We start from the raw sequence: 24,123 nt of genomic DNA, 5'->3' as shown, positions 1-24,123 counted from the left end.
CTTTAGCCATGGGACTTGAAGAAAAGCTGCCGAGCGGATTCCTGCTGACCACCGTCGAGCAGGCCGCGGGCTGGGTGCGCAAGTCGTCCGTCTTCCCCGCCACGTTCGGCCTCGCCTGCTGCGCCATCGAGATGATGACCACCGGCGCCGGCCGCTACGACCTGGCGCGCTTCGGCATGGAGGTCTTCCGCGGCTCGCCGCGGCAGGCGGACCTGATGATCGTCGCCGGCCGGGTCAGCCAGAAGATGGCGCCGGTGCTGCGGCAGGTCTACGACCAGATGCCGAACCCCAAATGGGTGATCTCCATGGGGGTCTGCGCCTCCTCCGGCGGCATGTTCAACAACTACGCGATCGTCCAGGGCGTGGACCACGTCGTGCCGGTCGACATCTACCTGCCCGGCTGCCCGCCCCGGCCCGAGATGCTGCTGGACGCCATCCTCAAGCTCCACCAGAAGATCCAGAACTCCAAGCTCGGAGTGAACGCCGAGGAGGCGGCCCGCGAGGCGGAGGAGGCGGCGCTCAAGGCACTGCCCACGATCGAGATGAAGGGGCTGCTGCGATGAGCGACGCGCACGGCAACGGGGTCAACCCGGAGAAGGACCTCTCCGCCGAGAACCTCCCCGGCCAGCGCGGCCAGGGGGGCGAGGAGGTCCGCGTCCAGCGCGGCATGTTCGGCGCGAACAACGGCGGCGACACCTCCGGCTACGGCGGCCTGGTCCGCTCGGTCCGGCTCCCGGGACCGGCGACCCGCCCCTACGGCGGCTGGTTCGACGAGGTCGCCGACGAGCTCGAGGGCGCGCTGGAGGAGCAGGGACTGCTCCCCGGGAACGCCATCGAGAAGACGGTCGTCGACCGCGGCGAGCTCACCTTCCACATCGAGCGCGAGCACCTGGTCCGGGTGGCCCGCACCCTGCGCGACGACCCGGCGCTGCGCTTCGAGCTGTGCACCGGCGTCAGCGGCGTGCACTACCCGCACGACAAGGGCCGCGAGCTGCACGCCGTCTACCACCTGCGCTCGATCACCCACAACCGGCTGATCCGCCTGGAGGTCAGCGCGCCCGACGGCGACCCGCACATCCCGTCGCTGTTCCCGGTCTACCCGACGAACGACTGGCACGAGCGCGAGACGTACGACTTCTTCGGCATCGTCTTCGACGGCCACCCGGCCCTGACGCGGATCATGATGCCGGACGACTGGCAGGGCCACCCGCAGCGCAAGGACTACCCCCTCGGCGGCATCCCCGTCGAGTACAAGGGCGCCCAGATCCCGGCTCCGGACCAGCGGAGGTCGTACTCATGAGCTCGTCGCACGCGTCCGCGTCCGCCGCTTCGGCACGCGAGACCACCGAGGGCACCGTCTACACCGTCACCGGCGGCGACTGGGACGAGGTCGTCCAGTCCGCGGCCCGGACCGACGACGAGCGCATCGTCGTCAACATGGGCCCGCAGCACCCGTCCACCCACGGCGTGCTCCGCCTGATCCTGGAGATCGACGGCGAGACCGTCACCGAGGCCCGCTGCGGCATCGGCTACCTCCACACCGGCATCGAGAAGAACCTCGAGTACCGGACGTGGACCCAGGGCACCACGTTCGTGACGCGCATGGACTACCTGACGCCGTTCTTCAACGAGGCGGCGTACTGCCTCGCGGTCGAGAAGCTCCTCGGCATCGAGGACCAGGTACCCGACCGCGCCTCGGTCATCCGCGTGCTCCTGATGGAACTGAACCGGCTCTCCTCCCACCTGGTGTGCATCGCCACCGGCGGGATGGAGCTCGGCGCCACCACGATCATGATCTACGGCTTCCGCGACCGCGAGCTCATCCTCGACATCTACGAGCTCATCACCGGTCTCAGGATGAACCACGCGTACATCCGCCCCGGCGGACTCGCCCAGGACCTGCCGCCCGGCGCGGTGGACCAGATCCGCGAGTTCGTGAAGACGATGCGGAAGAACCTCCCGGAGTACGACAAGCTCGCCACCGGGAACCCGATCTTCAAGGCCCGCATGCAGGACGTCGGCTACCTGGACCTGGCCGGCTGCATGGCCCTCGGCGTCACCGGCCCGGTCCTGCGCTCCACCGGCCTGCCGCACGACCTGCGCAAGGCCCAGCCGTACTGCGGGTACGAGACCTACGACTTCGAGGTCCCGACCGCCGACACCTGCGACTCCTACGGCCGCTTCCTGATCCGGCTCGAGGAGATGCGCCAGTCGCTGCGCATCATCGAGCAGTGCCTGGACCGGCTCCGGCCCGGACCGGTCATGGTCGCCGACAAGAAGATCGCCTGGCCCGCCCAGCTCGCCCTGGGGCCGGACGGACTGGGCAACTCCCTCGACCACATCAAGAAGATCATGGGCACCTCCATGGAGGCCCTGATCCACCACTTCAAGCTGGTCACCGAGGGCTTCCGCGTCCCGCCGGGACAGGCGTACGTGGCGGTCGAGTCGCCCAAGGGCGAGCTCGGGGCGCACGTCGTCTCCGACGGCGGCACCCGCCCCCACCGGGTCCACTTCCGCGACCCGTCCTTCACCAACCTGCAGGCCGTGGCGGCGATGTGCGAGGGCGGCCAGGTCGCCGACGTCATCGTCGCCGTCGCGTCCATCGACCCCGTGATGGGAGGCGTCGACCGGTGACCACCTCTTCTTCGGAGCGGGGCGTCAGCCTGGGCATGCCCGAACTGCCCGCCCCCGCCTACCCGGACGACGTCCGGGTCCGGCTGGAGACCGACGCGCGCGAGATCGTCGCCCGCTACCCGGACTCCCGGTCCGCCCTCCTGCCGCTGCTGCACCTGGTGCAGTCGGAGGAGGGCCACGTCACGCGCACCGGGATGCGGTTCTGCGCGGACGTGCTCGGCCTGACCACGGCCGAGGTGACCGCGGTCGCGACCTTCTACACCATGTACCGGCGCAAGCCGAGCGGCGACTACCAGGTCGGGGTGTGCACCAACACCCTGTGCGCCGTCATGGGCGGGGACGCGATCTTCGAGGAGCTCCAGGAGCACCTGGGGGTCGGCAACGGGGAGACCACCGACGACGGCAAGGTCACCCTGGAGCACATCGAGTGCAACGCGGCCTGCGACTACGCGCCCGTGGTGATGGTGAACTGGGAGTTCTTCGACAACCAGACCCCCGAGAGCGCCAAGCGCATGGTCGACGACCTGCGCGCCGGCCGCCCGGTCGCGCCCACCCGCGGGGCGCCCCTGTGCACCTTCAAGGAGACCGCGCGGATCCTGGCCGGCTTCCCCGACGAGCGGGAGGGCGCCGTCGAGGCCACCGGGAGCGCGGGACCCGCCTCCCTGGTCGGCCTGAAGCTGGCCAAGGGGGAGGCCGCGCCCGCGCGCGTGGTGCACCCGCGCGGCGAGGCGCCCCGGGACACCCCGCCGCACGAACCGTCGCCCACCGAGCACCTCAGCTCGCACGACGCGCCGCAGAAGACGTCGGCCTCCGACCCGGAGCACCCCGCGGGTCCCACCGCCGAGGAGGGGGAGTGATGACCTTGGCACCCGAACTCAAGGACATGAGCCCGGAGAAGCTGCTCGCACCCGTGCTGTCGGCCTTCTGGGACGAGGACCGGTCCTGGACGCTGGACGTCTACCGCGGGCACGAGGGGTACGAGGGGCTGCGCAAGGCGCTCGCCATGTCGCCGGACGACGTCATCGCGTACGTCAAGGAGTCCGGTCTGCGCGGACGCGGCGGCGCCGGCTTCCCGACGGGGATGAAGTGGCAGTTCATCCCCCAGGGGGACGGCAAGCCCCACTACCTCGTGGTCAACGCCGACGAGTCGGAGCCCGGGACCTGCAAGGACATCCCGCTCCTCTTCGCGAACCCGCACAGCCTCATCGAGGGCATCGTGATCGCCTGCTACGCGATCAGGTCGTCGCACGCCTTCGTCTACCTGCGGGGCGAGGTCGTCCCCGTGCTGCGGCGGCTGCACGCGGCCGTGCGCGAGGCGTACGAGGCGGGCTTCCTCGGCAAGGACATCCTGGGCAGCGGACTCGACCTCGAACTCACCGTGCACGCGGGCGCGGGCGCGTACATCTGCGGCGAGGAGACCGCCCTGCTCGACTCGCTCGAGGGCCGCCGCGGCCAGCCGCGGCTGCGTCCCCCCTTCCCCGCCGTCGCGGGCCTCTACGCCTGCCCCACCGTGGTGAACAACGTCGAGTCGATCGCGTCGGTTCCCGCCATCATGAACCGGGGCAAGGAGTGGTTCCGCTCGATGGGCAGCGAGAAGTCCCCGGGCTTCACGCTCTACTCGCTCAGCGGCCACGTCGCCAGCCCCGGCCAGTACGAGGCGCCGCTCGGCATCACGCTGCGCCAGCTGCTCGAGATGAGCGGCGGCATGCGGCCCGGGCACCGCCTGAAGTTCTGGACCCCGGGCGGCTCCTCGACGCCGATGTTCACCGACGAGCACCTCGACGTCCCGCTCGACTACGAGGGAGTGGGCGCCGCGGGCTCCATGCTCGGGACCAAGGCCCTGCAGTGCTTCGACGAGACGACCTGCGTCGTCCGCGCCGTCACCCGCTGGACCGAGTTCTACGCCCACGAGTCCTGCGGCAAGTGCACGCCCTGCCGCGAGGGGACGTACTGGCTCGTCCAGCTGCTGCGCGACATCGAGGCCGGCAAGGGCCGGATGTCCGACCTCGACAAGCTGAACGACATCGCCGACAACATCAACGGCAAGTCCTTCTGCGCCCTCGGCGACGGCGCCGCCTCGCCGATCTTCTCCTCGCTCAAGTACTTCCGCGAGGAGTACGAGCAGCACATCACGGGCCGCGGCTGCCCCTTCGACCCGGCCAAGTCGACGGCCTGGGCCGACCGTACGGAGGTGCACGCATGACTGTGACCACCAACGCCCCCTCCGGCGGGGGAGGGGCGGCGGTCCCGCCCGAGGACCTCGTCACGCTGACGATCGACGGCATCGGGATCAGCGTGCCCAAGGGCACCCTGGTCATCCGGGCCGCCGAGCAGCTCGGCATCGAGATCCCCCGGTTCTGCGACCACCCCCTCCTCGACCCGGCCGGCGCCTGCCGCCAGTGCATCGTCGAGGTCGAGGGCCAGCGCAAGCCCATGGCCTCCTGCACCATCACCTGCACCGACGGGATGGTGGTGAAGACCCACCTCACCTCGCCGGTCGCCGAGAAGGCCCAGAAGGGGGTGATGGAGCTGCTGCTCATCAACCACCCGCTGGACTGCCCGGTCTGCGACAAGGGCGGCGAGTGCCCGCTGCAGAACCAGGCGATGTCGCACGGCAACGCCGACTCCCGCTTCGAGGGCAAGAAGCGCACCTACGAGAAGCCCGTGCCGATCTCCACGCAGGTGCTGCTCGACCGCGAGCGGTGCGTGCTGTGCGCCCGCTGCACCCGGTTCTCCCACCAGGTCGCCGGCGACCCGATGATCGAACTGGTCGAGCGGGGCGCGCTGCAGCAGGTCGGCACCGGCGAGGGCGACCCCTTCGAGTCGTACTTCTCCGGCAACACCATCCAGATCTGCCCGGTCGGCGCGCTCACCTCGGCCGCCTACCGGTTCCGCTCCCGCCCCTTCGACCTGATCTCCTCGCCGTCGGTGTGCGAGCACTGCTCCGGGGGCTGCGCCACCCGCACCGACCACCGGCGCGGCAAGGTCATGCGGCGGCTCGCCGCCGAGGACCCCGAGGTCAACGAGGAGTGGATCTGCGACAAGGGACGCTTCGCGTTCCGGTACGCGCAGCTGCGGGACCGGCTCGACACCCCGCTGGTGCGCGACGCCGAGGGCGAGCTGCGGCCCGCCTCCTGGCCCGACGCGCTGCGGATCGCCGCCCAGGGGCTGCTCGCCTCGCGGGGCCGCACCGGTGTCCTCACCGGCGGCCGGCTCACCGTCGAGGACGCCTACGCCTACAGCAAGTTCGCGCGGGTGGCGCTCGACAGCAACGACATCGACTTCCGCGCGCGCGTGCACAGCGCCGAGGAGGCCGACTTCCTCGCCGCGCGGGTCGCGGGCCGCGGACGCGACCTCGCGGGAGGCGCGGACGTCACGTACACGTCGCTGGAGGAGGCGCCCGCCGTCCTGCTGGTCGGGTTCGAGTCCGAGGAGGAGGCGCCCGGCGTCTTCCTGCGGCTGCGCAAGGCCTGGCGCAAGCGGGGGCAGCGGACCTTCGCCCTGGCCACGCACGCCACGCCCGGACTGCGCAAGGCCGGCGGCACGCTGCTGCCGGCGGCGCCCGGCACCGAGACCGAATGGCTGGACGCGCTCGCGAGCGGCGTCGGCCTGGAGGGCGACGGGGCCCGGGCCGCCGAGGCGCTGCGCGCCGAGGGCGCGGTGGTCGTCGTCGGCGAGCGGCTGGCGGGCGTGCGGGGCGGCCTGACCGCGGCGGTCCGGTTCGCCTCCGCGACCGGTGCCCGGCTGGTGTGGATCCCGCGCCGGGCCGGGGAGCGGGGCGCCGTCGAGGCGGGCGCGCTGCCGTCGCTGCTGCCGGGCGGCCGCCCGGCGACCGACCCGCGGGCGCGGGAGGAGGTCGCCGCCGTCTGGGGCGTCGCCGAACTGCCGCACCGCTACGGCCGCGACACCGGCCAGATCGTCGAGGCGGCGGTGCGCGGTGAGCTCCAGGCGCTGCTGGTCGCGGGCGTGGAGGTCGCCGACCTGCCCGACCCGGCCCGCGCGCGTGCGGCACTGGCCGAGGCCGGGTTCGTGGTCTCGCTGGAGCTGCGGCCCAGCGAGGTCACCGAGCTCGCCGACGTCGTCCTGCCCGTCGCCGCGGTCGCCGAGAAGGCCGGCACCTTCCTCAACTGGGAAGGCCGGGTCCGGATGTTCGAGGCGGCACTCAAGCCCGACCAGATGACCCGGCGGGTCGCGCCCACCGACGCGCGCGTGCTGCAGATGCTGGCCGACGCCATGGACGTCCACCTGGGACTGCCGGACCTGCGCACGATCCGCGCGGAGCTCGACCGGCTCGGCGCCTGGGACGGGCCGCGGGCCACCGAACCGCTGGAGACCGCGGGCGCCCTGCCCCGGCCGGCCGCCGGGGAGGCGGTGCTCGCCGGGCACCGGCTGCTGCTCGACCGGGGCGTCCTGCAGCAGGGCGACGAGGCGCTCGCCGGCACCCGGCACGCCGCCCGCGCCCGCGTCTCGGCCGCCACGGCCGCGGAGGTCGGCGTCGAGGACGGCGACCTGCTGGCGGTGACCGGTACCGCCGGGACGGTCGAACTGCCCCTGGAGGTGACCGAGATGCCCGACCGCGTGGTCTGGCTCCCGCTGAACTCCGCCGGCGGCGGCGTCGCCTCCGACACCGGGGAACAGCCCGGCGCCCTCGTCCGCATCGGCCCGGCGACGCCCGTCGACGGGGCCCCCAAGGAGGTGGAGGGATGAGCCCGTACCTCGCCGCGGAAGACCTCTCGATGTTCGGCCGCGACCCCTGGTGGCTGGTCGTCGTCAAGGCGGTGTTCTGCTTCGCCTTCCTCATGGTGACCGTGCTGATCGCCATCGTGATGGAACGCAAGGTCGTCGCCTGGATGCAGCTGCGCGTCGGCCCCAACCGGCACGGCCCCTGGGGCATGCTCCAGTCGCTCGCCGACGGCGTGAAGCTCATGCTCAAGGAGGACGTCGTCGTCAAGCGCGCGGACAAGGTGGTGTACGTCCTCGCGCCGATCGTCGCGGCCGTCCCGGCCTTCATGGCGATCGCGGTGATCCCCTTCGGGCCGGCCGGCAACGAGATCTCGGTCTTCGGCCAGCGCACCACGATGCAGCTCACCGACCTGCCGATCGCGCTGCTCTACATCCTGGCGGTCGCCTCGATCGGCATCTACGGCATCGTCCTGGCGGGCTGGAGCTCCGGTTCCACCTATCCGCTGCTGGGGGGCCTGCGCTCCTGCGCGCAGATGATCTCCTACGAGATCGCCATGGGCGCCGCGTTCGCCTCGGTCTTCCTCTACTCGGGGTCGATGTCGACGTCGGAGATCGTCGCGCAGCAGACCGACCGCTGGTACGTCCTGCTGCTGCCGGTCTCCTTCCTCCTCTACATCGTGACGATGGTCGGCGAGGTCAACCGCGCCCCCTTCGACATGCCGGAGTCCGAGGGCGACCTGGTCGGCGGCTTCAACACCGAGTACTCGTCGATCAAGTTCGCGATGTTCATGCTCGCCGAGTACATCAACATGGTCACCGTCTCGGCCGTCGCGGTCACCCTCTTCCTGGGCGGCTGGCGGGCCCCGTGGCCGGTCAGCACCTTCTGGGAGGGCGCGAACCACGGCTGGTGGCCGCTGCTCTGGTTCGTCGTCAAGGTCCAGCTGCTGCTGTTCATGTTCGTCTGGCTGCGCGGCACGCTCCCGCGGGTCCGCTACGACCAGCTGATGAAGCTCGGCTGGAAGGTCCTCATCCCGGTCTCGCTGGTGTGGCTGATGCTCGTCGCCACGGTGCGCGCCCTGCGGAACGAGGGCTACGACTTCGCCGACATCGCGCTCTACGTCGCCGCCGCCGTGCTCGCCCTGCTGCTGCTGTCCTTCGTCGCCGACGTGTTCCGCGACAAGGCGAAGCGGGCCGAGCGGTCCGCCGAGGCCCCGGCCGCCTTCGACCCGATGGCGGGCGGCTTCCCCGTACCGCCGCTGCCGGGGCAGGAACTGCCGCCGGTGCCGCGCCGCCGGCCGAGCCGGGAACGGGAACTCATTGTCAGTGGCGGACCCGATACCCAGGGTGACGGACCTCTGGGCGGATCCACGGAGGGAAAGGAGGCGTCCGATGGCTGAGGAGCCCAAGGAGGCCGGGCAGACGAAGCCCGGTTTCCTGAACCCCGTGGCCGGCTTCGGCGTGACCTTCAAGGCCATGTTCAAGAAGCGGCTGACCGAGCAGTACCCGGAGCAGCAGAAGACCACCGCTCCGCGCTTCCACGGACGGCACCAGCTCAACCGCCATCCGGACGGCCTGGAGAAGTGCGTCGGCTGCGAACTGTGCGCCTGGGCCTGCCCGGCCGACGCGATCTACGTCGAGGGCGCGGACAACACCGACGAGGAGCGCTACTCGCCCGGCGAGCGCTACGGCCGCGTCTACCAGATCAACTACGCCCGCTGCATCCTGTGCGGCCTGTGCATCGAGGCGTGCCCCACGCGCGCGCTCACCATGACCAACGAGTTCGAGCTGGCCGACTCCAGCCGCGCCAACCTCATCTACACCAAGGAGCAGTTGCTCGCCGGGCTGGAGGAGGGCATGGTCGACACCCCGCACGCCATGTACCCGGGCACCGACGAGCAGGACTACTACCGGGGCCTGGTGACCGAGGCCGCGCCGGGCACGGAGCGGCAGGCCGCCCACTCCGGGGGCGAGGTCGTGCAGGAGGCCGACTCGACCTTCGGCGCGCAGGAACCGGCGTCCGGGAAGGTGATCGGGCGATGACCGGGCAGCTCGCCGCCTACACCACCTCCACCGGAGAGGCCGTCCAGTTCTGGATCCTCGGCACGATCGCGGTGATCGGCGCCCTGTGCACCGTCTTCATGCGGCGGGCCGTGCACAGCGCGCTCTGCCTCGCCGGGACCATGATCGTCCTCGCGGTGTTCTACCTGGCCAACGGCGCCTACTTCCTGGGCATCGTGCAGATCGTCGTCTACACCGGCGCGATCATGATGCTGTTCCTGTTCGTGGTGATGCTGGTCGGCGTCACCGCGGCGGACTCCCTGAAGGAGACCATCAAGGGCCAGCGCTGGCTGGCCCTGCTGTGCGGGCTCGGCTTCGGCGTCCTGCTGATCGGCGGCATCGGCAACGCCTCGCTCAGCGAGTTCAACGGCATCGGCCTGGCGAACGCGAACGGCAACGTGGAGGGCATCGCGGCCCTCATCTTCACCCGGTACGTCTTCGCCTTCGAGATCACCGGCATCCTGCTCATCACGGCCGCCCTCGGCGCCATGGTGCTCACCCACCGCGAGCGCACCGAGCGCGCCCGGACCCAGCGCGAGCTGGCCGAGCAGCGGGTCCGCGAGGGGACGTACCTGCCGCCGCTGCCGGCGCCGGGTGTGTACGCGCGGCACAACGCCGTCGACATCGCGGGCCTGCTGCCCGACGGCACCCCGTCCGACCTCACCGTCAGCAGGACGCTGCGGGAGCGCGGGCAGGTCCGCGACGTGTCGCAGGAGGCCCTGGGCGACCTGCGGGCGCTGGAGCGGCGCGCCGAGGAGCGGCTGGAGCGCACGGCGGTCGAGCCGGCGTTCAAGTCGGCGCACGAGCGGTCCGAGGAGGCGTCGCAGTGAACCCGGTCAACTACCTCTACCTCGCCGCCCTGCTGTTCACCATCGGCGCCACCGGCGTGCTGATCAGGCGCAACGCGATCGTCGTCTTCATGTGCGTCGAGCTCATGCTCAACGCCTGCAACCTCGCGTTCGTCGCCTTCTCCCGGATGCACGGCAACCTCGACGGCCAGATCATCGCCTTCTTCACGATGGTCGTCGCCGCCGCGGAGGTCGTGGTGGGGCTGGCGATCATCGTCTCCCTGTTCCGTTCCCGCCACTCGGCCTCGGTCGACGACGCCAGCCTGATGAAGCTGTGAGAGGTCGCTAGAACCGTGACTAACGCAGAGAATCTGATCGCGCTGCTGGTGGCGGCGCCCCTGCTCGGAGCGGTGGTCCTGTTGTGCGGCGGACGCCGGCTGGACGCCGTCGGCCACTGGATCGGCACGGCCCTCGCCGCCGTCTCCTTCGCGCTCGGCCTGGTGCTCTTCACCGACCTGCTGGGCAGGGGCGCCGAGGACCGCACCCTCACGCAGCACCTGTTCAGCTGGATCCCGGTGGAGGGGTTCCAGGCCGACGTCGCCTTCCGGCTCGACCAGCTGTCGATGACGTTCGTCCTGCTGATCACCGGTGTCGGCTCGCTGATCCACCTGTACTCGATCGGGTACATGGAGCACGACGAGCGGCGCCGCCGCTTCTTCGGCTACCTCAACCTGTTCCTCGCGGCGATGCTGCTGCTCGTCCTCGCCGACAACTACCTGCTGCTGTACTTCGGCTGGGAGGGCGTCGGCCTCGCCTCCTACCTGCTGATCGGCTTCTGGCAGCACAAGCCCAGCGCCGCGACGGCCGCGAAGAAGGCCTTCCTGGTCAACCGGGTCGGCGACATGGGCCTGTCGATCGCGATCATGCTGATGTTCCTGTGGTTCGGCACCTTCGCCTTCGGGCCGGTGCTCGGCACCCAGGGGGAGGCGGGTCTCGCGGGGGCCGCCGGTGAGGACAAGCTCACCGCGATCGCCCTGCTGCTGCTGCTCGCCGCCTGCGGCAAGTCCGCCCAGGTGCCGCTGCAGTCCTGGCTCGGGGACGCGATGGAGGGCCCGACCCCGGTCTCGGCCCTGATCCACGCGGCCACCATGGTGACGGCGGGCGTGTACCTCGTCGTCCGCTCCGGGGCGATCTTCAACGGCGCCCCGGACGCCCAGCTCGTCGTCACCATCGTCGGCGCGGTCACGCTGCTGTTCGGTGCGATCGTCGGTTGCGCGAAGGACGACATCAAGAAGGCGCTGGCCGGCTCGACCATGTCGCAGATCGGCTACATGGTGCTGGCCGCGGGCCTCGGCCCGATCGGCTACGTCTTCGCGATCATGCACCTGGTGACGCACGGCTTCTTCAAGGCCGGGCTGTTCCTCGGCGCCGGTTCGGTCATGCACGGCATGAACGACGAGGTCGACATGCGGCGCTACGGCGGCCTCAGGAAGTACATGCCGGTCACGTTCGTCACCTTCGGTCTCGGCTACCTCGCGATCATCGGTTTCCCGGGGCTGTCCGGCTTCTTCTCCAAGGACAAGATCATCGAGTCGGCGTTCGCCAAGGGGGGCACCGAGGGCTGGATCCTCGGCGCCTGCGCCCTGCTGGGCGCGGCCGTCACCGCGTACTACATGACGCGCGTGATGCTGATGACGTTCTTCGGCGAGGAGCGCTGGCGCGACGCCCCGACGCCGTCCCCGGCCGCGCCCGGTGTGGAGCCCGCCGCCGAGACGCGCGGCGCGTACACCCCGCCGCGCCCGCACGAGTCGCCGGGGAGCATGACGGTCCCGATGATCGTGCTGGCGGTCGGTTCGGTGTTCGGCGGCGCGTTCTTCAGCATCGGGGACCGCTTCGTGAACTGGCTGGAGCCGGTCACCGGGTACGAACACGGCCACCCGCCGGTCAGCGCCCTGACGGTGACGCTCTCCACGGTCGCGGTGATGGTGATCGGCGTGGCGGTCGCCTGGGCCCAGTACGGGCGCCGCCCGGTCCCGGCCGTCGCCCCGCGCGGGTCGCTGCTCACCCGGGCCGCCCGGCGCGACCTGCTCCAGGACGACTTCAACCACGTGGTCCTGGTGCGCGGCGGCGAGCACCTCACGCGCTCGCTGGTCTACGTCGACCACACCCTGGTCGACGGGGTCGTCAACGGGACGGCGGCCTCGTTCGGCGGCCTGTCCGGGCGGATGCGCAGGCTGCAGAACGGCTTCGCGCGGTCCTACGCGGTCTCGATGTTCGGCGGCGCGGCGGTCCTGGTCGCCGCGACCCTGCTGATGAGGGCGGTCTGATACCGATGTCCTTTCCCCTGCTGACAGCCACGGCGGCGCTCCCGGCCGTCGGGGCGATCGCCACGGCCGCCGTACCGGCCGCCCGGCGCACGGCCGCCAAGTGGCTGGCCCTGCTCTTCTCGCTGGCCACGCTGGTGCTCGCGATCGTCGTCCTGGTGCGCTTCGACCCGGACGGCGACCGCTACCAGCTCACCGAGTCCCACGCCTGGATCGCGGACTTCGGGGTGCGCTACGAACTGGGCGTGGACGGCATCGCGGTGGCGCTGATCGCGCTGACCGCCCTGCTGATCCCGTTCATCGTCCTCGCGGGCTGGCACGACGCCGACCCCGTGGAAACGGGCAGCAAGCGCTGGCGGCCGACGCAGGGCTTCTTCGCCCTGATCCTGGCCGTCGAGGCGATGGTGATCCTCTCCTTCGAGGCCACCGACGTCTTCCTCTTCTACATCTTCTTCGAAGCCATGCTGATCCCGATGTACTTCCTCATCGGGGGCTTCGGGGACCGGGCCCACGAGCACGGCGAGAAGGCGGCGGCCACCCAGCGGTCGTACGCGGCCGTGAAGTTCCTGCTCTACAACCTCGCCGGCGGTCTGGTGATGCTGGCCGCGGTGATCGGGCTGTACGTGGTGGCCGGCAACTTCTCGCTCACCGAGATCGCCGCGGCGCGGGCCGACGGCTCGCTGGAGATGGCGCAGAGCACCGAGCGCTGGCTGTTCCTCGGCTTCTTCTTCGCCTTCGCGGTGAAGGCGCCGCTGTGGCCGCTGCACACCTGGCTGCCCAACGCCATGCAGGAGTCCACCGCCCCGGTGGCCGTGCTCATCACGGCGGTCGTCGACAAGGTGGGCACCTTCGCGATGCTGCGCTTCTGCCTCGGACTGTTCCCGGAGGCCAGCACGTGGGCGACGCCGGTGATCCTCGTCCTGGCGGTCGTCAGCATCATCTACGGGGCGCTGCTCGCGGTCGGCCAGCGCGACATCAAGCGGCTGATCGCGTACGCGTCGATCTCGCACTTCGGCTTCATCGTCATGGGCATCTTCGCGATGACCAGCCAGGGCCAGTCCGGCGCGACGCTCTACATGGTCAACCACGGCATCTCGACCGCCGTGCTGATGCTGATCGCCGGCTTCCTGATCTCGCGGCGCGGCTCGCGGCTCATCGCCGACTACGGCGGGGTGCAGAAGGTCGCCCCGGTGCTCGCCGGCACCTTCCTGATCGGCGGCCTGGCGACCCTCTCGCTGCCGGGGCTCGCGCCCTTCGTCAGCGAGTTCCTGGTGCTGGTCGGCACGTTCACGCGCTACCCGGTGATCGGGATCGTCGCCACCCTCGGCATCGTCCTCGCCGCGCTCTACGTCCTCGTCCTCTACCAGCGGACGATGACGGGCCCGGTGAAGCCCGAGGTGGCCGCGCTGCCCGACCTGCGGGTGCGGGAGATCGCGGTGGTGGCGCCGCTGGTCGTGCTGCTGGTCCTCCTGGGCGTCTACCCGAAGCCCGTCACGGACGTCGTGAACCCGGCGGTGAAGCACACCATGTCCGACGTACAGAAGAAGGACCCCCGGCCCGAGGTGGAGGCGGCCAAATGAGTGCACCAGCCGTCCACAGCCTGTGGACAACGGCGGCCGACCCGATCTCGAAGATCGACGCGCCGAAGATCGAGTACGGGCAGCTCGCCCCCGTCCTGATCGTCGTCGGCGCGGCGATCGTCGGCATGCTGATCGAGGCGTTCGTCCCGCGCAGGTCCCGCTACCCCGCGCAGGTGTTCCTCTCCGTGATCGCCCTGGTCGCCGCCTTCGCCGCGATCGTCGCGCTCGCGGCGGGCGGTCACGCCACCACCGAGGCGGGCATCGCGGCGATGGGGGCCCTCGCCGTCGACGGCCCGGCCCTGTTCCTGCAGGGCACGATCCTGCTGACGGCCCTGGTCGGCCTGTTCACCTTCGCCGAGCGCCGGCTCGACCCGGCGGCGCACGGCAACCGGGTCGACTCCTTCGCCGCGCAGGCCGCCGCCGTGCCGGGCAGCGACAGCGAGAAGAAGGCGGTCCGGGCCGGGTTCACCACCACCGAGGTGTTCCCGCTGCTGCTCTTCGCGGTCGCCGGCATGCTGGTCTTCCCGGCGGCCAACGACCTGCTGACGCTCTTCGTGGCGCTCGAGGTCTTCTCGCTCCCGCTGTACCTGCTGTGCGCGCTGGCCCGCCGCAAGCGGCTGATGTCGCAGGAGGCGGCGGTCAAGTACTTCCTGCTCGGCGCGTTCGCCTCCGCGTTCATGCTGTTCGGCATCGCGCTGCTGTACGGCTACGCGGGGTCGATGTCGTACGCGACGATCGCCCAGGTCGTCGACGGCACGGTGCAGGACGTCACCCCGGCGCTCGCCGACACCATGGGCAACGACGCGCTGCTGCTGGTGGGCGCCGCGCTGCTGGTGATGGGCCTGCTGTTCAAGGTCGGCGCCGTGCCCTTCCACATGTGGACGCCGGACGTGTACCAGGGCGCGCCCACGCCGGTGACCGGTTTCATGGCGGCGGCGACCAAGGTGGCGGCCTTCGGCGCGCTGCTGCGGGTGCTGTACGTCGTGCTGCCGGGCCTGCGCTGGGACTGGCGGCCGGTGATGTGGGCCGTCGCGATCGTCACCATGGTGGGCGGCGCGATCGTCGCGATCACGCAGACCGACATCAAGCGGCTGCTGGCGTACTCGTCGATCGCGCACGCGGGCTTCATCCTCGCCGGTGTCATCGCGGCCACGCCGAGCGGTGTGTCGTCCGTCCTGTTCTACCTGGCGGCGTACTCGTTCGTGACGGTCGGCGCGTTCGCGGTGGTCACCCTGGTCCGGGACGCCGGCGGCGAGGCGACGCACCTGTCCAAGTGGGCGGGGCTGGGCCGCCGCTCCCCGCTGGTGGCGGCGGTGTTCGCGGTGTTCCTGCTGGCCTTCGCGGGCATTCCGCTGACCTCCGGCTTCGCCGGGAAGTTCGCCGTGTTCAAGGCGGCGGCGGAGGGCGGGGCGGTCCCGCTGGTCGTGGTGGGCGTGCTCTCCTCGGCCATCGCGGCGTTCTTCTACATCCGCGTCATCGTGCTGATGTTCTTCAGCGAGCCGCGCCCCGAGGGCCCGACCGTCGCGGTGCCGTCACCGCTGACGATGACGGCGATCGGGGTGGGCGTGGCGGTCACGGTGGTGCTCGGCGTGGCACCGCAGTACTTCCTGGAGCTGGCGGGCGACGCGGGGGTGTTCGTGCGCTGACGACGCGCCCGCCCGCGGACGGCGGGGGCGGACCGCGCCTGTGGACGACTCCCGGGGCTGTCGGTACGGCCCCCTATCGTGGAGGCAGTGGTCGAGGGACGGCTCACGGGGGGAGCATGGTGACGGACGGTAGTGACGGTATGACAGTGACGCGGGAAGAGGCGCGGGCCGCGCTGCACCGGGTGTTCGGGTACGAGGCCTTCCGCGGGGAGCAGGAAGCGGTCATCGAGCACGTGGTCGCGGGCGGGGACGCGGTCGTGCTCATGCCGACCGGGGGCGGCAAGTCGCTGTGCTACCAGATCCCGGCCCTGGTCAGGCCGGGGACGGGAGTGGTCGTCTCCCCGCTCATCGCGCTGATGCAGGACCAGGTGGACGCGCTGCGGGCGCTGGGCGTGCGGGCCGGGTTCGTGAACTCCACGCAGGACTTCGACGAGCGGCGCACGGTCGAGGCGGAGTTCCTCGCCGGTGAGCTGGACCTGCTGTACCTCGCGCCGGAGCGGCTGCGGCTGGAGGGCACCCTGGACCTGCTCTCGCGCGGCAAGATCTCCGTCTTCGCGATCGACGAGGCGCACTGCGTCTCCCAGTGGGGGCACGACTTCCGGCCCGACTACCTCGCGCTGTCGCTGCTCGGCGAGCGCTGGCCGGACGTGCCCCGGATCGCGCTCACGGCGACGGCCACGCACGCCACGCACCGGGAGATCACCGAGCGGCTGCACATGCCGGCGGCCCGTCACTTCGTGGCGAGCTTCGACCGCCCCAACATCCAGTACCGGGTCGTGCCGAAGGCGGACCCGAAGAAGCAGCTGCTGGCCTTCCTGCGGGAGGAGCACGCCGGGGACGCGGGCATCGTGTACTGCCTGTCGCGCAACTCCGTCGAGAAGACCGCCGAGTTCCTCACCCGCAACGGCATCGAGGCGGTGCCGTACCACGCGGGCCTCGACGCGGGGACGCGGGCCGAGCACCAGGCGCGGTTCCTGCGGGAGGACGGCCTGGTCGTGGTGGCGACCATCGCGTTCGGGATGGGGATCGACAAGCCGGACGTCCGGTTCGTCGCCCACCTGGACCTCCCCAAGTCGGTCGAGGGCTACTACCAGGAGACGGGCCGCGCGGGCCGCGACGGGCTGCCGTCCACGGCCTGGATGGCGTACGGGCTCAACGACGTCGTCCAGCAGCGCAAGCTGATCCAGTCCGGCGAGGGCGACGAGTCCTTCCGGCGGCGGGCGCACCAGCACCTGGACGCGATGCTCGCCCTGTGCGAGACGGTCCGGTGCCGGCGCGGGCAGCTCCTCGCCTACTTCGGCCAGGAGCCCGACCCGGCGGGCTGCGGCAACTGCGACACCTGCCTCGCCCCGCCGGAGACCTGGGACGGGACCGTGGCGGCGCAGAAGGTGCTGTCCACGGTGGTGCGGCTGCAGCGGGAACGCGGGCAGAAGTTCGGCGCGGGCCAGATCGTGGACATCCTGCTGGGACGGCGCACGGCCAAGGTCATCCAGTTCGACCACGACCAGCTCTCCGTGTTCGGGATCGGTGAGGAGCTGACCGAGGCCGAATGGCGCGGAGTCGTCCGGCAGTTGCTCGCCCAGGGACTGCTCGCGGTCGAGGGCGAGTACGGCACGCTGGTGCTCACCGAGGCCAGTGGGGCGGTCCTGCGGCGGGAGCGGGAGGTGCCCCTGCGCAAGGAGCCGAAGAAGCAGGCGGTCTCCCGGCCGGGCGGGTCGGGGGCGTCGGGCCCGGGGCGGGGCGAGCGCAAGACCAAGGCCGCCGCCGCCGAACTGCCCGAGGCACTGCTGCCGGCCTTCGAGGCCCTGCGCGCCTGGCGTGCCGAACAGGCCCGCGAGCAGGGCGTCCCGGCGTACGTCATCTTCCACGACGCCACGCTCAGGGAGATCGTCACGGTCTGGCCCGCCTCGGTGGCCGAACTCGGCGGGATCAGCGGAGTGGGGGAGAAGAAGCTGGCCACGTACGGGGAGGGCGTGGTGGCGGTGCTGGAGGAGCTGGGCGGTCCGCCCGGCGGGGCGGGGGGAGGCGCGGCCGGACCGGAACCGGAGCCGGGCCCGGGGGAACCGGAGCCCGAGGAGGAACCGGAGCCCGAACCGGACTGGGCGTAGGCGCTTCGCCCCCGGTCACGGCAGCGCCGTCAGCCCCGGCGCGAAGGTGATCAGCAGGGGCAGCAGCGGCACCAGCGCCGCCGCGGTCGTCGTCAGGGCGCGGTCGCGGCGGCCGAGGCGGGGCGGGGGCGCCAGGAGGCGGTCGACGCGCTCGCCGAGCAGACGGCGGCCGGAGCCGCAGGACAGGACGCCGCGGTGCTGGTTGAGTTCGATCAGGGCCAGGGCCGTGGTCAGGTGGCCGCAGCGGCGGGAGGCCGTGTCGTCGGCGGCCAGTTCGACCAGGCGGTGGGTCTGGTCGCAGAAGTGGGCGAACAGCGGCACGCGGGGGAATCCGGTGGCCAGGGCCGTGGAGAGGTGCAGCAGCCAGTCGTGACGGGCGCGGGCGTGGCCCCGCTCGTGGGTGAGGACGGCGTCGAGCTGGTGGTCGGTGAGGCGGTGCAGGGCGCCGGTGGTGACGATCAGCTGGGGCGGGTGGCCCGGCATCCACCAGGCGTCCGGGTACTCGTCCTCCAGGACCAGCAGGGGGCCGCGGGCCGCGGGGAGGCCGGCCGGCAGATCGGGGGCGCGTTCGCGCAGGTGGGCCCGGGCCCGGGCGCGCCGCCGGCGGGCCTCGGCCAGCTCGCGCCCGAGCATGGCCGTCGTCCAGGCGGCCCCGCAGGCCAGCAGCACGGTGAGGACGGTGGCCCAGGGCGGCGCGGCGGACAGGTCGTACGCGGCGGTCACCGCGGGCGGGGCCGGGGCGAAGAGCTGGGCGCGGACGGTGCCGAAGACGGCCGCGGCGCCCAGGGCGAGAGCCGTCACGCAGCACAGCAGGACGGTGGCGACCAGGCACTGCCACACCCACAGGGCGACCACCGGTTCCCGCTCCGGCCACTTCGACCGGGTCAGTGCCCGGGGGACGGGCACGGCGGCCGTCACGGCGACGACGCTCAGCAGGAGCAGGCAGACGGTCATGCCACGGACTCCGGATCCTGTCGGAAGAGGGCGGCTTCGGGTCGTGCGGGGTCGCACAGGGGGTGTGCGGGGGTGCACGGGGCGTGCGTGAGGCGGGAACGGCGGAGCGCGCGTGCGCCGCGCACACCGCCCGACGCCCAGTATGACGGCGAAGGGCGGTGCGAGTCAGCGGGTGGGCGGGATCCGGGTGTCCGCCGCGGCCGTGGTTCCCGCCGGGCCGGTCAGACCGCGGGGACCACCCGCCCCGTGACCTCGCCGAGGCCCACGCGGACGCCGTCCGGGCCCGGCGCCCAGGCCGACAGGGTCACCACGTCGCCGTCCTCCAGGAACGTCCGCTTGCCGTCGGGGAGTTCGAGGGGGTCGCGGCCGTTCCAGGTCAGTTCGAGGAGCGAGCCGCGTTCCCGCTCGGCGGGGCCGCTCACCGTGCCGGAGCCGTACAGGTCGCCGGTGCGCAGGGACGCGCCGTTGACGGTCAGGTGGGCGAGCTGCTGGGCGGCCGTCCAGTACATGGTGGAGAAGGGCGGCTCGGAGACGACGTGGCCGTTGACGGCCACGGAGATCCGCAGGTCGTAGCCGCCGGGCTCCTCGTCGCCGTCGTCCAGGTACGGCAGCAGCGCGTGGGTGCGCTCCGGCGGCGCCGTGCGGGCCTCCTCCAGGGCGTCCAGCGGGGTGATCCAGGCCGACACCGAGGTGGCGAAGGACTTCCCCAGGAACGGGCCGAGGGGGACGTACTCCCAGGCCTGGATGTCGCGTGCGGACCAGTCGTTGAGGAGGCAGAGGCCGAAGACGTGGTCGCGGAAGCCGCCGAGCGGCACCGGCCGGCCCCGCTCGGACGGCACGCCGACCACGAAGCCGACCTCGGCCTCGATGTCCAGCCGGACCGACGGGCCGAAGACCGGGGCGGGGTCCGCGGGCGCCTTGCGCTGGCCCGAGGGACGCACGACGTCGGTGCCGGACACCACGACCGTGCCGGAGCGGCCGTGGTAACCGATCGGCAGGTGCTTCCAGTTGGGGGTCAGGGAATCGGCGGCGTCGGGGCGGAAGATCCGGCCGACGTTCCGGGCGTGGTGCTCGGAGGCGTAGAAGTCGACGTAGTCCGCGACCTCGAAGGGGAGGTGCAGGGTCACCTCGGACAGCGGGTGGAACAGGGGCTCGACGGTCTCCCGGTGCGCCGGGACGGTCACCCACGCGGTGAGCGCCCGCCGCACGTCCGACCAGGCCGTACGGCCCGCCGCCAGCAGCGGGTTCAGGGTCGGGCGGGCGAGCAGGGAGGCGTAGGGGGAGCCGAGCGCGCGGGCCGCCGCACCGGCGTCGAGGACGTGGTCGCCGAGCCGGACGCCCACGGTCCGCTCCGACGAGCCGGGAGGCGAGAACACGCCGTACGGCAGGTTGTGCGGGCCGAAGGGGTCGCCCTCGGGGACGTCGAAGGGGGGCATCGGGTGCTGCCTCTCTTTCGTGTGCGCAGGTGCTCGCAGGTGCTCCACGTGTTCGTGGCCGTGCCACACGTTACGGGTGACACGGCGGTCTTGGGCAGAGCACGCACGGTGGTGCGGGGGCGGAAGGGGCAGGTGGGCCCGGTGCGCGCGCTCCGGAAGTGTTCGGGCACCGGCTTCCCCCCGCGTACCGGAAGTCATCCACGGGACGGGACGCAATCTTGACGGAGCGGTGCGAACGGGGCGACTCTGGGCGGGTGCCGGAAGGCCTCGGGGAGGGGGTCTTCCGACGGTGCGTAGGGGGGCGGATGGCCGTGGGGGAGGCCGGCCCGGGTTCGGCGCGCTCCGGCTCGCAGCCGAGACGGCTGGAGGAGACCATGCGCGGCCGGCTCGGCCGGGAATGCGTGTACCTGCCGTCGTGCAGGCTGGGGCTGTACGTGGCGCTGCGCCACTGGTGCCCGCCGGGCGGCCGGGTGCTGATGTCGCCGGTCAACGACGACGTCATCTTCTTCGTCGTGCTGGCGGCCGGACTGCGGCCGGTGCAGGCGCCGTTGACCCCGCTCGACGCGTCCATCGACGCCGGGGCCGTGCCGCGGGAGGTGTGGGGTTCGCTCTCCGCCGTGCTCACCACCAACCTGTACGGCAACCCCGATCCCGCGCCGGAACTGCGGGAGCGCTGCGACGCGTTGGGCATCCCGCTGTTCGAGGACGGGGCGCACGCCATCGGCAGCGAGGTCGGCGGGCGGCCGGTCGGGGCCTGGGGGGACGCGTCCGTTTTCAGCCTCTCCAAGCACGCCGGGGCCCGGGCGGGGGGCGTGCTCGCGTTCGCCGACCCGGGCCTGCGCGAGGTGCTGCGGAAGGCCGGTGACGAACTGCTCGCCCCGAGCCGCGCGGCGTCCGAACTCGCCCACGCCCTGCGGCCGTACGCGGAGGCCGCCGTGCGGGGCCTCGGGCTGCGGCGGGCCGCCCGGGCCGCGCTCGGGCTGCTGGGCCTGACGGAGCGCGACGGGATCAGGATGCCCCTGCGCCCGGACGCGCTGGCCCGCGCCGCCGGATCGGCCCCGGACCTGGCCGCGTACGACCCGTGGGTGCGCGTCGACATGCACGACTACCGCCTGCGGTCCGGCCCGCTGCGCCTGCGGCGCGTCCGCCGCGGGCTCGAACGGCTGGACGAGGTGCTGGAGGCCTCCCGGGCGGGCACGCGGCTGCTGCTGTCGACGCGGTGGGCCCGGCCGCGCGAGGGGAGCGCGGTGCAGCCGCTGTTCCGGGTGCCGCTGCTGGTGGAGGACCGGGACGCGGCGGGGGCGGCGCTGGCGCGGCGCGGCATCGTCGTCGGCTACCTCTACGACCCGCCGCTGGACGACTACGCGGGCGCGGCGTTCACGGACCCCTCGCCCGCGCCGGAGGCGGCCCGCTGGTTCGCGCGGCACGCGCTGCCCGTGGACCCGCTGCGGGCCCGGGAGGCCGTCGAGGCGCTGGAACGGTCCGGCGTGCGGCCCGCGGAGCCGCCGCGGGCGCCGGCGCGGCGGGGAGCGGCGGGAGGACCGGTGCCGTCCGGTGGCTGACACCCGGGTGCACGAGCCCGCCGCGGTGCGCGGATCCGGCGGCGGGACCGGGCCCGCCGGAAGCGGACCCGCCTCCGACTCCCTGTTCAAGAACGCCTACTTCCTGATGCTCAGCACCGGCGTGTCCGCCGTCCTGGGACTGGGCTTCTGGCTCGTGGCGGCGCGCTACTACTCCGAGGACGCCGTCGGCCAGGGGTCCGCCGCGATCGCCGCCATGCGCCTGCTCGCCGGCATCACCGCGACCACGATGATCGGCGCCGTGGTCCGCTTCGTCCCGCGCGCCGGCCGCGAGACCGGGCGTCTGGTGTGGGGCGTGTACGGGACGAGTTCGCTGGTCGTCGCCCTGGCGGCCGGTGTCTTCCTGCTCACGCTCGACCGGTGGGGCGCGTCGTACGCGCCCCTCGGCACCCCGGCGGCGGGGGCGCTGTTCGTCGCCGCGTGCGTGGCCTGGGCGCTGCTCACGCTGCAGGACGGGGTGCTGACGGGGCTGCGCAAGGCCGCCTGGGTGCCGGCCGGGAACGCCGTGTTCTCCGTCGGGAAGCTGGTCCTGCTGGCCGTCCTCGCGGGCGCGCTGCCCGTGCTCGGCATCTTCGTGTCCTGGGCCGTGGCCATCGCGTTCTCCACCCTGCCGCTCGGCTGGCTGGTCTTTTGCCGGCTCATCCCGCGCCAGGCGGCCGCCGACCGGGACGTGGAACCGCCGCGGCTGCGGGTCATGGGCCGCTTCCTGGCCGGGGACTCGCTCGGGGCGCTGTTCAGCCTGGCGATGATCAACCTGCTGCCGGTGATGGTCGCGGTCCGCTTCAGCGCCGCGGAGAACGGCTACTTCTACGTGGCGTACACCGTCGGCGGCACGATGGAGTTCATGGCCATCAACATGGCCTCGTCGCTCACCGCCCACGCCTCGCACGACCCGCGCCAGCTCGCGGACGGGGTGCGCGGGGCGCTGCGCCGGATGACGCTGCTGCTGGTGCCGGTGGTGCTGGTGCTGGTGGTCTTCGCGCCGCAGATCCTCACCCCGTTCAGCCCGGACTACGCCGAGCACGGCTCGGCCGTGCTCAGGCTGCTCGCGCTCGGGGCGCTGCCCAGGGTGGTCGTGGAGCTGTACATCGGGGTGCTGCGGGTGCAGGGGCGCACCGGTGTGCTCGCCGCGCTCCAGGGCGCCATGTGCGTCCTGGTCCTGGGCAGCGCGGCCGTGCTGTTCACCCCGGCGGGGATCGCGGGCGCCGGGTGGGCGGTGCTGATCGGCATGACACTGGTCGCGGCCGTCTCGGTGGCCGGACTGCGCGCGGCGCTGCGCGGCCACGGCGCCCCGCCGGCCGCCCGGGCCCCCGCCCCGGCCTACGGCACCCGCTGGGCGCGGCTGAACGCCACCGCCGGGTACGGCACGAGCTGGGCGCGCCGGGCGGCGTACCGGGACGGGGACGCCGACGCGGCCGGCGACGAGGACACGGTCACGCTGTTCATCGGCAGCCCCGGGTACGAACGGGAGGCCTTCCAGGCGGACACGCTGGCGCTCATCGCGCGGCCGCATCCGCCGGAGCCGACGCACCCGCCGCCCGCCCCGCCGGCCGGGCACCCGGGGGAGGCGCGGGGGCCGGCGGAGGCGAGCAGCACGCCCCGGGAGGGGCGGGCGCACGTCCCCGCGGACGAGCCGGCCCCCGCCTCCCCGGCGCCGTCCGACGGCGCGGCGGAACGGTGGCTGAGGGGCGGCCTGTGGGCCCTGCTCGGCCTCGCCGGCCTCGTCCTCTGGGCGTCGGTGCGCGACCTGCCCCGGCCCGGCGGGCCCCGCGGCGACCGGTTCACCGGCCGCCAGCTGCTGGAAGGGCTGCCGCTCACGGCGCTCGCGGCGGGGGGCGCGCTCCTCCTCGTCTTCGCCGCCGCGGTGACGCTGTGCGCCCGGCCCGACCCCTGGCTGCCCGGTGCGGCGCTGGGGTCCGGCCTGGCCGCGCTGCACGCCGCGCCCGCCCTCCTCGGCTGGGAACCGAGGGCGGTCGGCGGGGCGCTGTACTCGGGGACGGCCGGTTTCCTCGCGGACGCGGCCGGCCTCGACGGGCCCGGCCCGCTGCTGCGCTGGGGGCCGCCGGTCTGCCAGTTGCTGTGCCTCGTCCCCCTGTGGCTGCTGCTCGCGCAGGCGGGCGGGCGGCTGTCGTGGCCGGGGCGCTGGGGGGTCCTATACCTCGTCGCGGTGGCCGGCTGGGTGTGGCGGGACGCGCTCGCGCCGGTCGCCCCCCTGCTGCTCGTCGTCCTCACCGTGCTCGTCCCGCTCGCCCTGCTCGCGCCGCCGGGCCGTGCCGCGTCGGCGGTGGCGCCGTACCGCCGCGGACGGCCGGACGGCCGGGCCAGGGACTGA

General features: G+C 72.7%; 18 protein-coding genes. 16 read left to right on the top strand and 2 right to left on the bottom strand.

The genetic code is table 11. The features are described 5' to 3' along the window. Positions 1–8 precede the first annotated feature (8 nt). From ACZ56B_RS10180 to recQ, 14 genes are all read left to right on the top strand, one after another. Complete coding sequence (locus tag ACZ56B_RS10180) at positions 9–563, top strand: NuoB/complex I 20 kDa subunit family protein (protein WP_004984689.1); 555 nt, start codon at positions 9–11, stop codon at positions 561–563. After that, positions 560–1,300 carry an NADH-quinone oxidoreductase subunit C gene (locus tag ACZ56B_RS10175; protein ID WP_468788218.1) on the top strand — a complete coding sequence of 247 codons (741 nt, stop codon included), beginning with the start codon at positions 560–562 and terminating at the stop codon, positions 1,298–1,300. The genes ACZ56B_RS10180 and ACZ56B_RS10175 overlap by 4 nt, the downstream gene beginning before the upstream one ends. After that, the gene (locus tag ACZ56B_RS10170; protein WP_468788216.1) at positions 1,297–2,634 is read left to right on the top strand and encodes an NADH-quinone oxidoreductase subunit D; all 1,338 of its coding nucleotides are present in this window, start codon (positions 1,297–1,299) and stop codon (positions 2,632–2,634) included. Before ACZ56B_RS10175 ends, ACZ56B_RS10170 begins: the two co-directional genes overlap by 4 nt. Further along, positions 2,631–3,491 (top strand): NADH-quinone oxidoreductase subunit NuoE, encoded by an 861-nt coding sequence (gene nuoE / locus ACZ56B_RS10165; protein ID WP_468788214.1) that lies wholly within the window; start codon positions 2,631–2,633, stop codon positions 3,489–3,491. Before ACZ56B_RS10170 ends, nuoE begins: the two co-directional genes overlap by 4 nt. Further along, positions 3,491–4,837 carry an NADH-quinone oxidoreductase subunit NuoF gene (gene nuoF / locus ACZ56B_RS10160; RefSeq protein ID WP_468788212.1) on the top strand — a complete coding sequence of 449 codons (1,347 nt, stop codon included), beginning with the start codon at positions 3,491–3,493 and terminating at the stop codon, positions 4,835–4,837. Before nuoE ends, nuoF begins: the two co-directional genes overlap by 1 nt. Next, positions 4,834–7,341, top strand: coding sequence for an NADH-quinone oxidoreductase subunit G (locus ACZ56B_RS10155; RefSeq protein ID WP_468788210.1), 2,508 nt, complete (start codon positions 4,834–4,836; stop codon positions 7,339–7,341). Before nuoF ends, ACZ56B_RS10155 begins: the two co-directional genes overlap by 4 nt. After that, positions 7,338–8,714 (top strand): NADH-quinone oxidoreductase subunit NuoH, encoded by a 1,377-nt coding sequence (gene nuoH, locus ACZ56B_RS10150; RefSeq protein WP_468788208.1) that lies wholly within the window; start codon positions 7,338–7,340, stop codon positions 8,712–8,714. The genes ACZ56B_RS10155 and nuoH overlap by 4 nt, the downstream gene beginning before the upstream one ends. After that, positions 8,707–9,357: an NADH-quinone oxidoreductase subunit NuoI gene (nuoI, locus tag ACZ56B_RS10145; protein WP_468788206.1), complete on the top strand. Its 651-nt coding sequence runs from the start codon at positions 8,707–8,709 to the stop codon at positions 9,355–9,357. Before nuoH ends, nuoI begins: the two co-directional genes overlap by 8 nt. Then, the gene (locus ACZ56B_RS10140) at positions 9,354–10,205 is read left to right on the top strand and encodes an NADH-quinone oxidoreductase subunit J (RefSeq protein ID WP_468788204.1); all 852 of its coding nucleotides are present in this window, start codon (positions 9,354–9,356) and stop codon (positions 10,203–10,205) included. Before nuoI ends, ACZ56B_RS10140 begins: the two co-directional genes overlap by 4 nt. Further along, positions 10,202–10,501, top strand: coding sequence for an NADH-quinone oxidoreductase subunit NuoK (gene nuoK / locus ACZ56B_RS10135; RefSeq protein ID WP_004927567.1), 300 nt, complete (start codon positions 10,202–10,204; stop codon positions 10,499–10,501). The genes ACZ56B_RS10140 and nuoK overlap by 4 nt, the downstream gene beginning before the upstream one ends. 15 nt (positions 10,502–10,516) lie before the next feature. After that, complete coding sequence (gene nuoL, locus ACZ56B_RS10130; RefSeq protein ID WP_468788202.1) at positions 10,517–12,490, top strand: NADH-quinone oxidoreductase subunit L; 1,974 nt, start codon at positions 10,517–10,519, stop codon at positions 12,488–12,490. Between the two features lie 5 nt (positions 12,491–12,495). Further along, on the top strand, positions 12,496–14,067 hold the full coding sequence (locus tag ACZ56B_RS10125) for an NADH-quinone oxidoreductase subunit M (RefSeq protein WP_468788200.1): 1,572 nt from the start codon (positions 12,496–12,498) through the stop codon (positions 14,065–14,067). Further along, entirely contained in the window at positions 14,064–15,713 is a 1,650-nt protein-coding gene (nuoN, locus tag ACZ56B_RS10120; protein WP_468788198.1) for an NADH-quinone oxidoreductase subunit NuoN, read from the top strand. The genes ACZ56B_RS10125 and nuoN overlap by 4 nt, the downstream gene beginning before the upstream one ends. Before the next feature lie 116 nt (positions 15,714–15,829). Then, positions 15,830–17,821, top strand: coding sequence for a DNA helicase RecQ (gene recQ, locus ACZ56B_RS10115; RefSeq protein WP_468788196.1), 1,992 nt, complete (start codon positions 15,830–15,832; stop codon positions 17,819–17,821). A gap of 15 nt (positions 17,822–17,836) precedes the next feature. Here recQ and ACZ56B_RS10110 read toward each other — a convergent pair whose 3' ends face one another. Beyond that, positions 17,837–18,775, bottom strand: coding sequence for a M56 family metallopeptidase (locus ACZ56B_RS10110; RefSeq protein WP_468788194.1), 939 nt, complete (start codon positions 18,773–18,775; stop codon positions 17,837–17,839). A gap of 221 nt (positions 18,776–18,996) precedes the next feature. After that, complete coding sequence (fahA, locus tag ACZ56B_RS10105; protein WP_468788192.1) at positions 18,997–20,211, bottom strand: fumarylacetoacetase; 1,215 nt, start codon at positions 20,209–20,211, stop codon at positions 18,997–18,999. A 305-nt stretch (positions 20,212–20,516) separates the two neighbouring features. Between fahA and ACZ56B_RS10100 the strand changes: the two genes are divergently transcribed. Next, a complete protein-coding gene (locus tag ACZ56B_RS10100; protein ID WP_468788190.1) occupies positions 20,517–21,773 on the top strand; it encodes a DegT/DnrJ/EryC1/StrS family aminotransferase in 1,257 nt (418 codons plus the stop codon). Then, positions 21,766–24,123 (top strand): lipopolysaccharide biosynthesis protein, encoded by a 2,358-nt coding sequence (locus tag ACZ56B_RS10095; protein WP_468788188.1) that lies wholly within the window; start codon positions 21,766–21,768, stop codon positions 24,121–24,123. Before ACZ56B_RS10100 ends, ACZ56B_RS10095 begins: the two co-directional genes overlap by 8 nt.

Source organism: Streptomyces sp. NPDC034670, from assembly GCF_055574875.1.
This window is presented reverse-complemented; position numbering and strand designations above follow the sequence as displayed.

Excerpts from the sequence above, each read along its gene's own strand:
- ACZ56B_RS10170 (WP_468788216.1), top strand. The coding sequence starts at position 1,297 with ATGAGCTCGTCGCACGCGTCCGCGTCCGCCGCTTCGGCACGCGAGACC.
- recQ (WP_468788196.1), top strand. The coding sequence starts at position 15,830 with ATGGTGACGGACGGTAGTGACGGTATGACAGTGACGCGGGAAGAGGCG.
- ACZ56B_RS10140 (WP_468788204.1), top strand. The coding sequence starts at position 9,354 with ATGACCGGGCAGCTCGCCGCCTACACCACCTCCACCGGAGAGGCCGTC.
- nuoI (WP_468788206.1), top strand. The coding sequence starts at position 8,707 with ATGGCTGAGGAGCCCAAGGAGGCCGGGCAGACGAAGCCCGGTTTCCTG.
- ACZ56B_RS10175 (WP_468788218.1), top strand. The coding sequence starts at position 560 with ATGAGCGACGCGCACGGCAACGGGGTCAACCCGGAGAAGGACCTCTCC.
- nuoF (WP_468788212.1), top strand. The coding sequence starts at position 3,491 with ATGACCTTGGCACCCGAACTCAAGGACATGAGCCCGGAGAAGCTGCTC.
- nuoN (WP_468788198.1), top strand. The coding sequence starts at position 14,064 with ATGAGTGCACCAGCCGTCCACAGCCTGTGGACAACGGCGGCCGACCCG.
- ACZ56B_RS10125 (WP_468788200.1), top strand. The coding sequence starts at position 12,496 with ATGTCCTTTCCCCTGCTGACAGCCACGGCGGCGCTCCCGGCCGTCGGG.
- ACZ56B_RS10100 (WP_468788190.1), top strand. The coding sequence starts at position 20,517 with ATGGCCGTGGGGGAGGCCGGCCCGGGTTCGGCGCGCTCCGGCTCGCAG.
- ACZ56B_RS10155 (WP_468788210.1), top strand. The coding sequence starts at position 4,834 with ATGACTGTGACCACCAACGCCCCCTCCGGCGGGGGAGGGGCGGCGGTC.
- fahA (WP_468788192.1), bottom strand. The coding sequence starts at position 20,211 with ATGCCCCCCTTCGACGTCCCCGAGGGCGACCCCTTCGGCCCGCACAAC.
- nuoH (WP_468788208.1), top strand. The coding sequence starts at position 7,338 with ATGAGCCCGTACCTCGCCGCGGAAGACCTCTCGATGTTCGGCCGCGAC.
- ACZ56B_RS10110 (WP_468788194.1), bottom strand. The coding sequence starts at position 18,775 with ATGACCGTCTGCCTGCTCCTGCTGAGCGTCGTCGCCGTGACGGCCGCC.
- ACZ56B_RS10180 (WP_004984689.1), top strand. The coding sequence starts at position 9 with ATGGGACTTGAAGAAAAGCTGCCGAGCGGATTCCTGCTGACCACCGTC.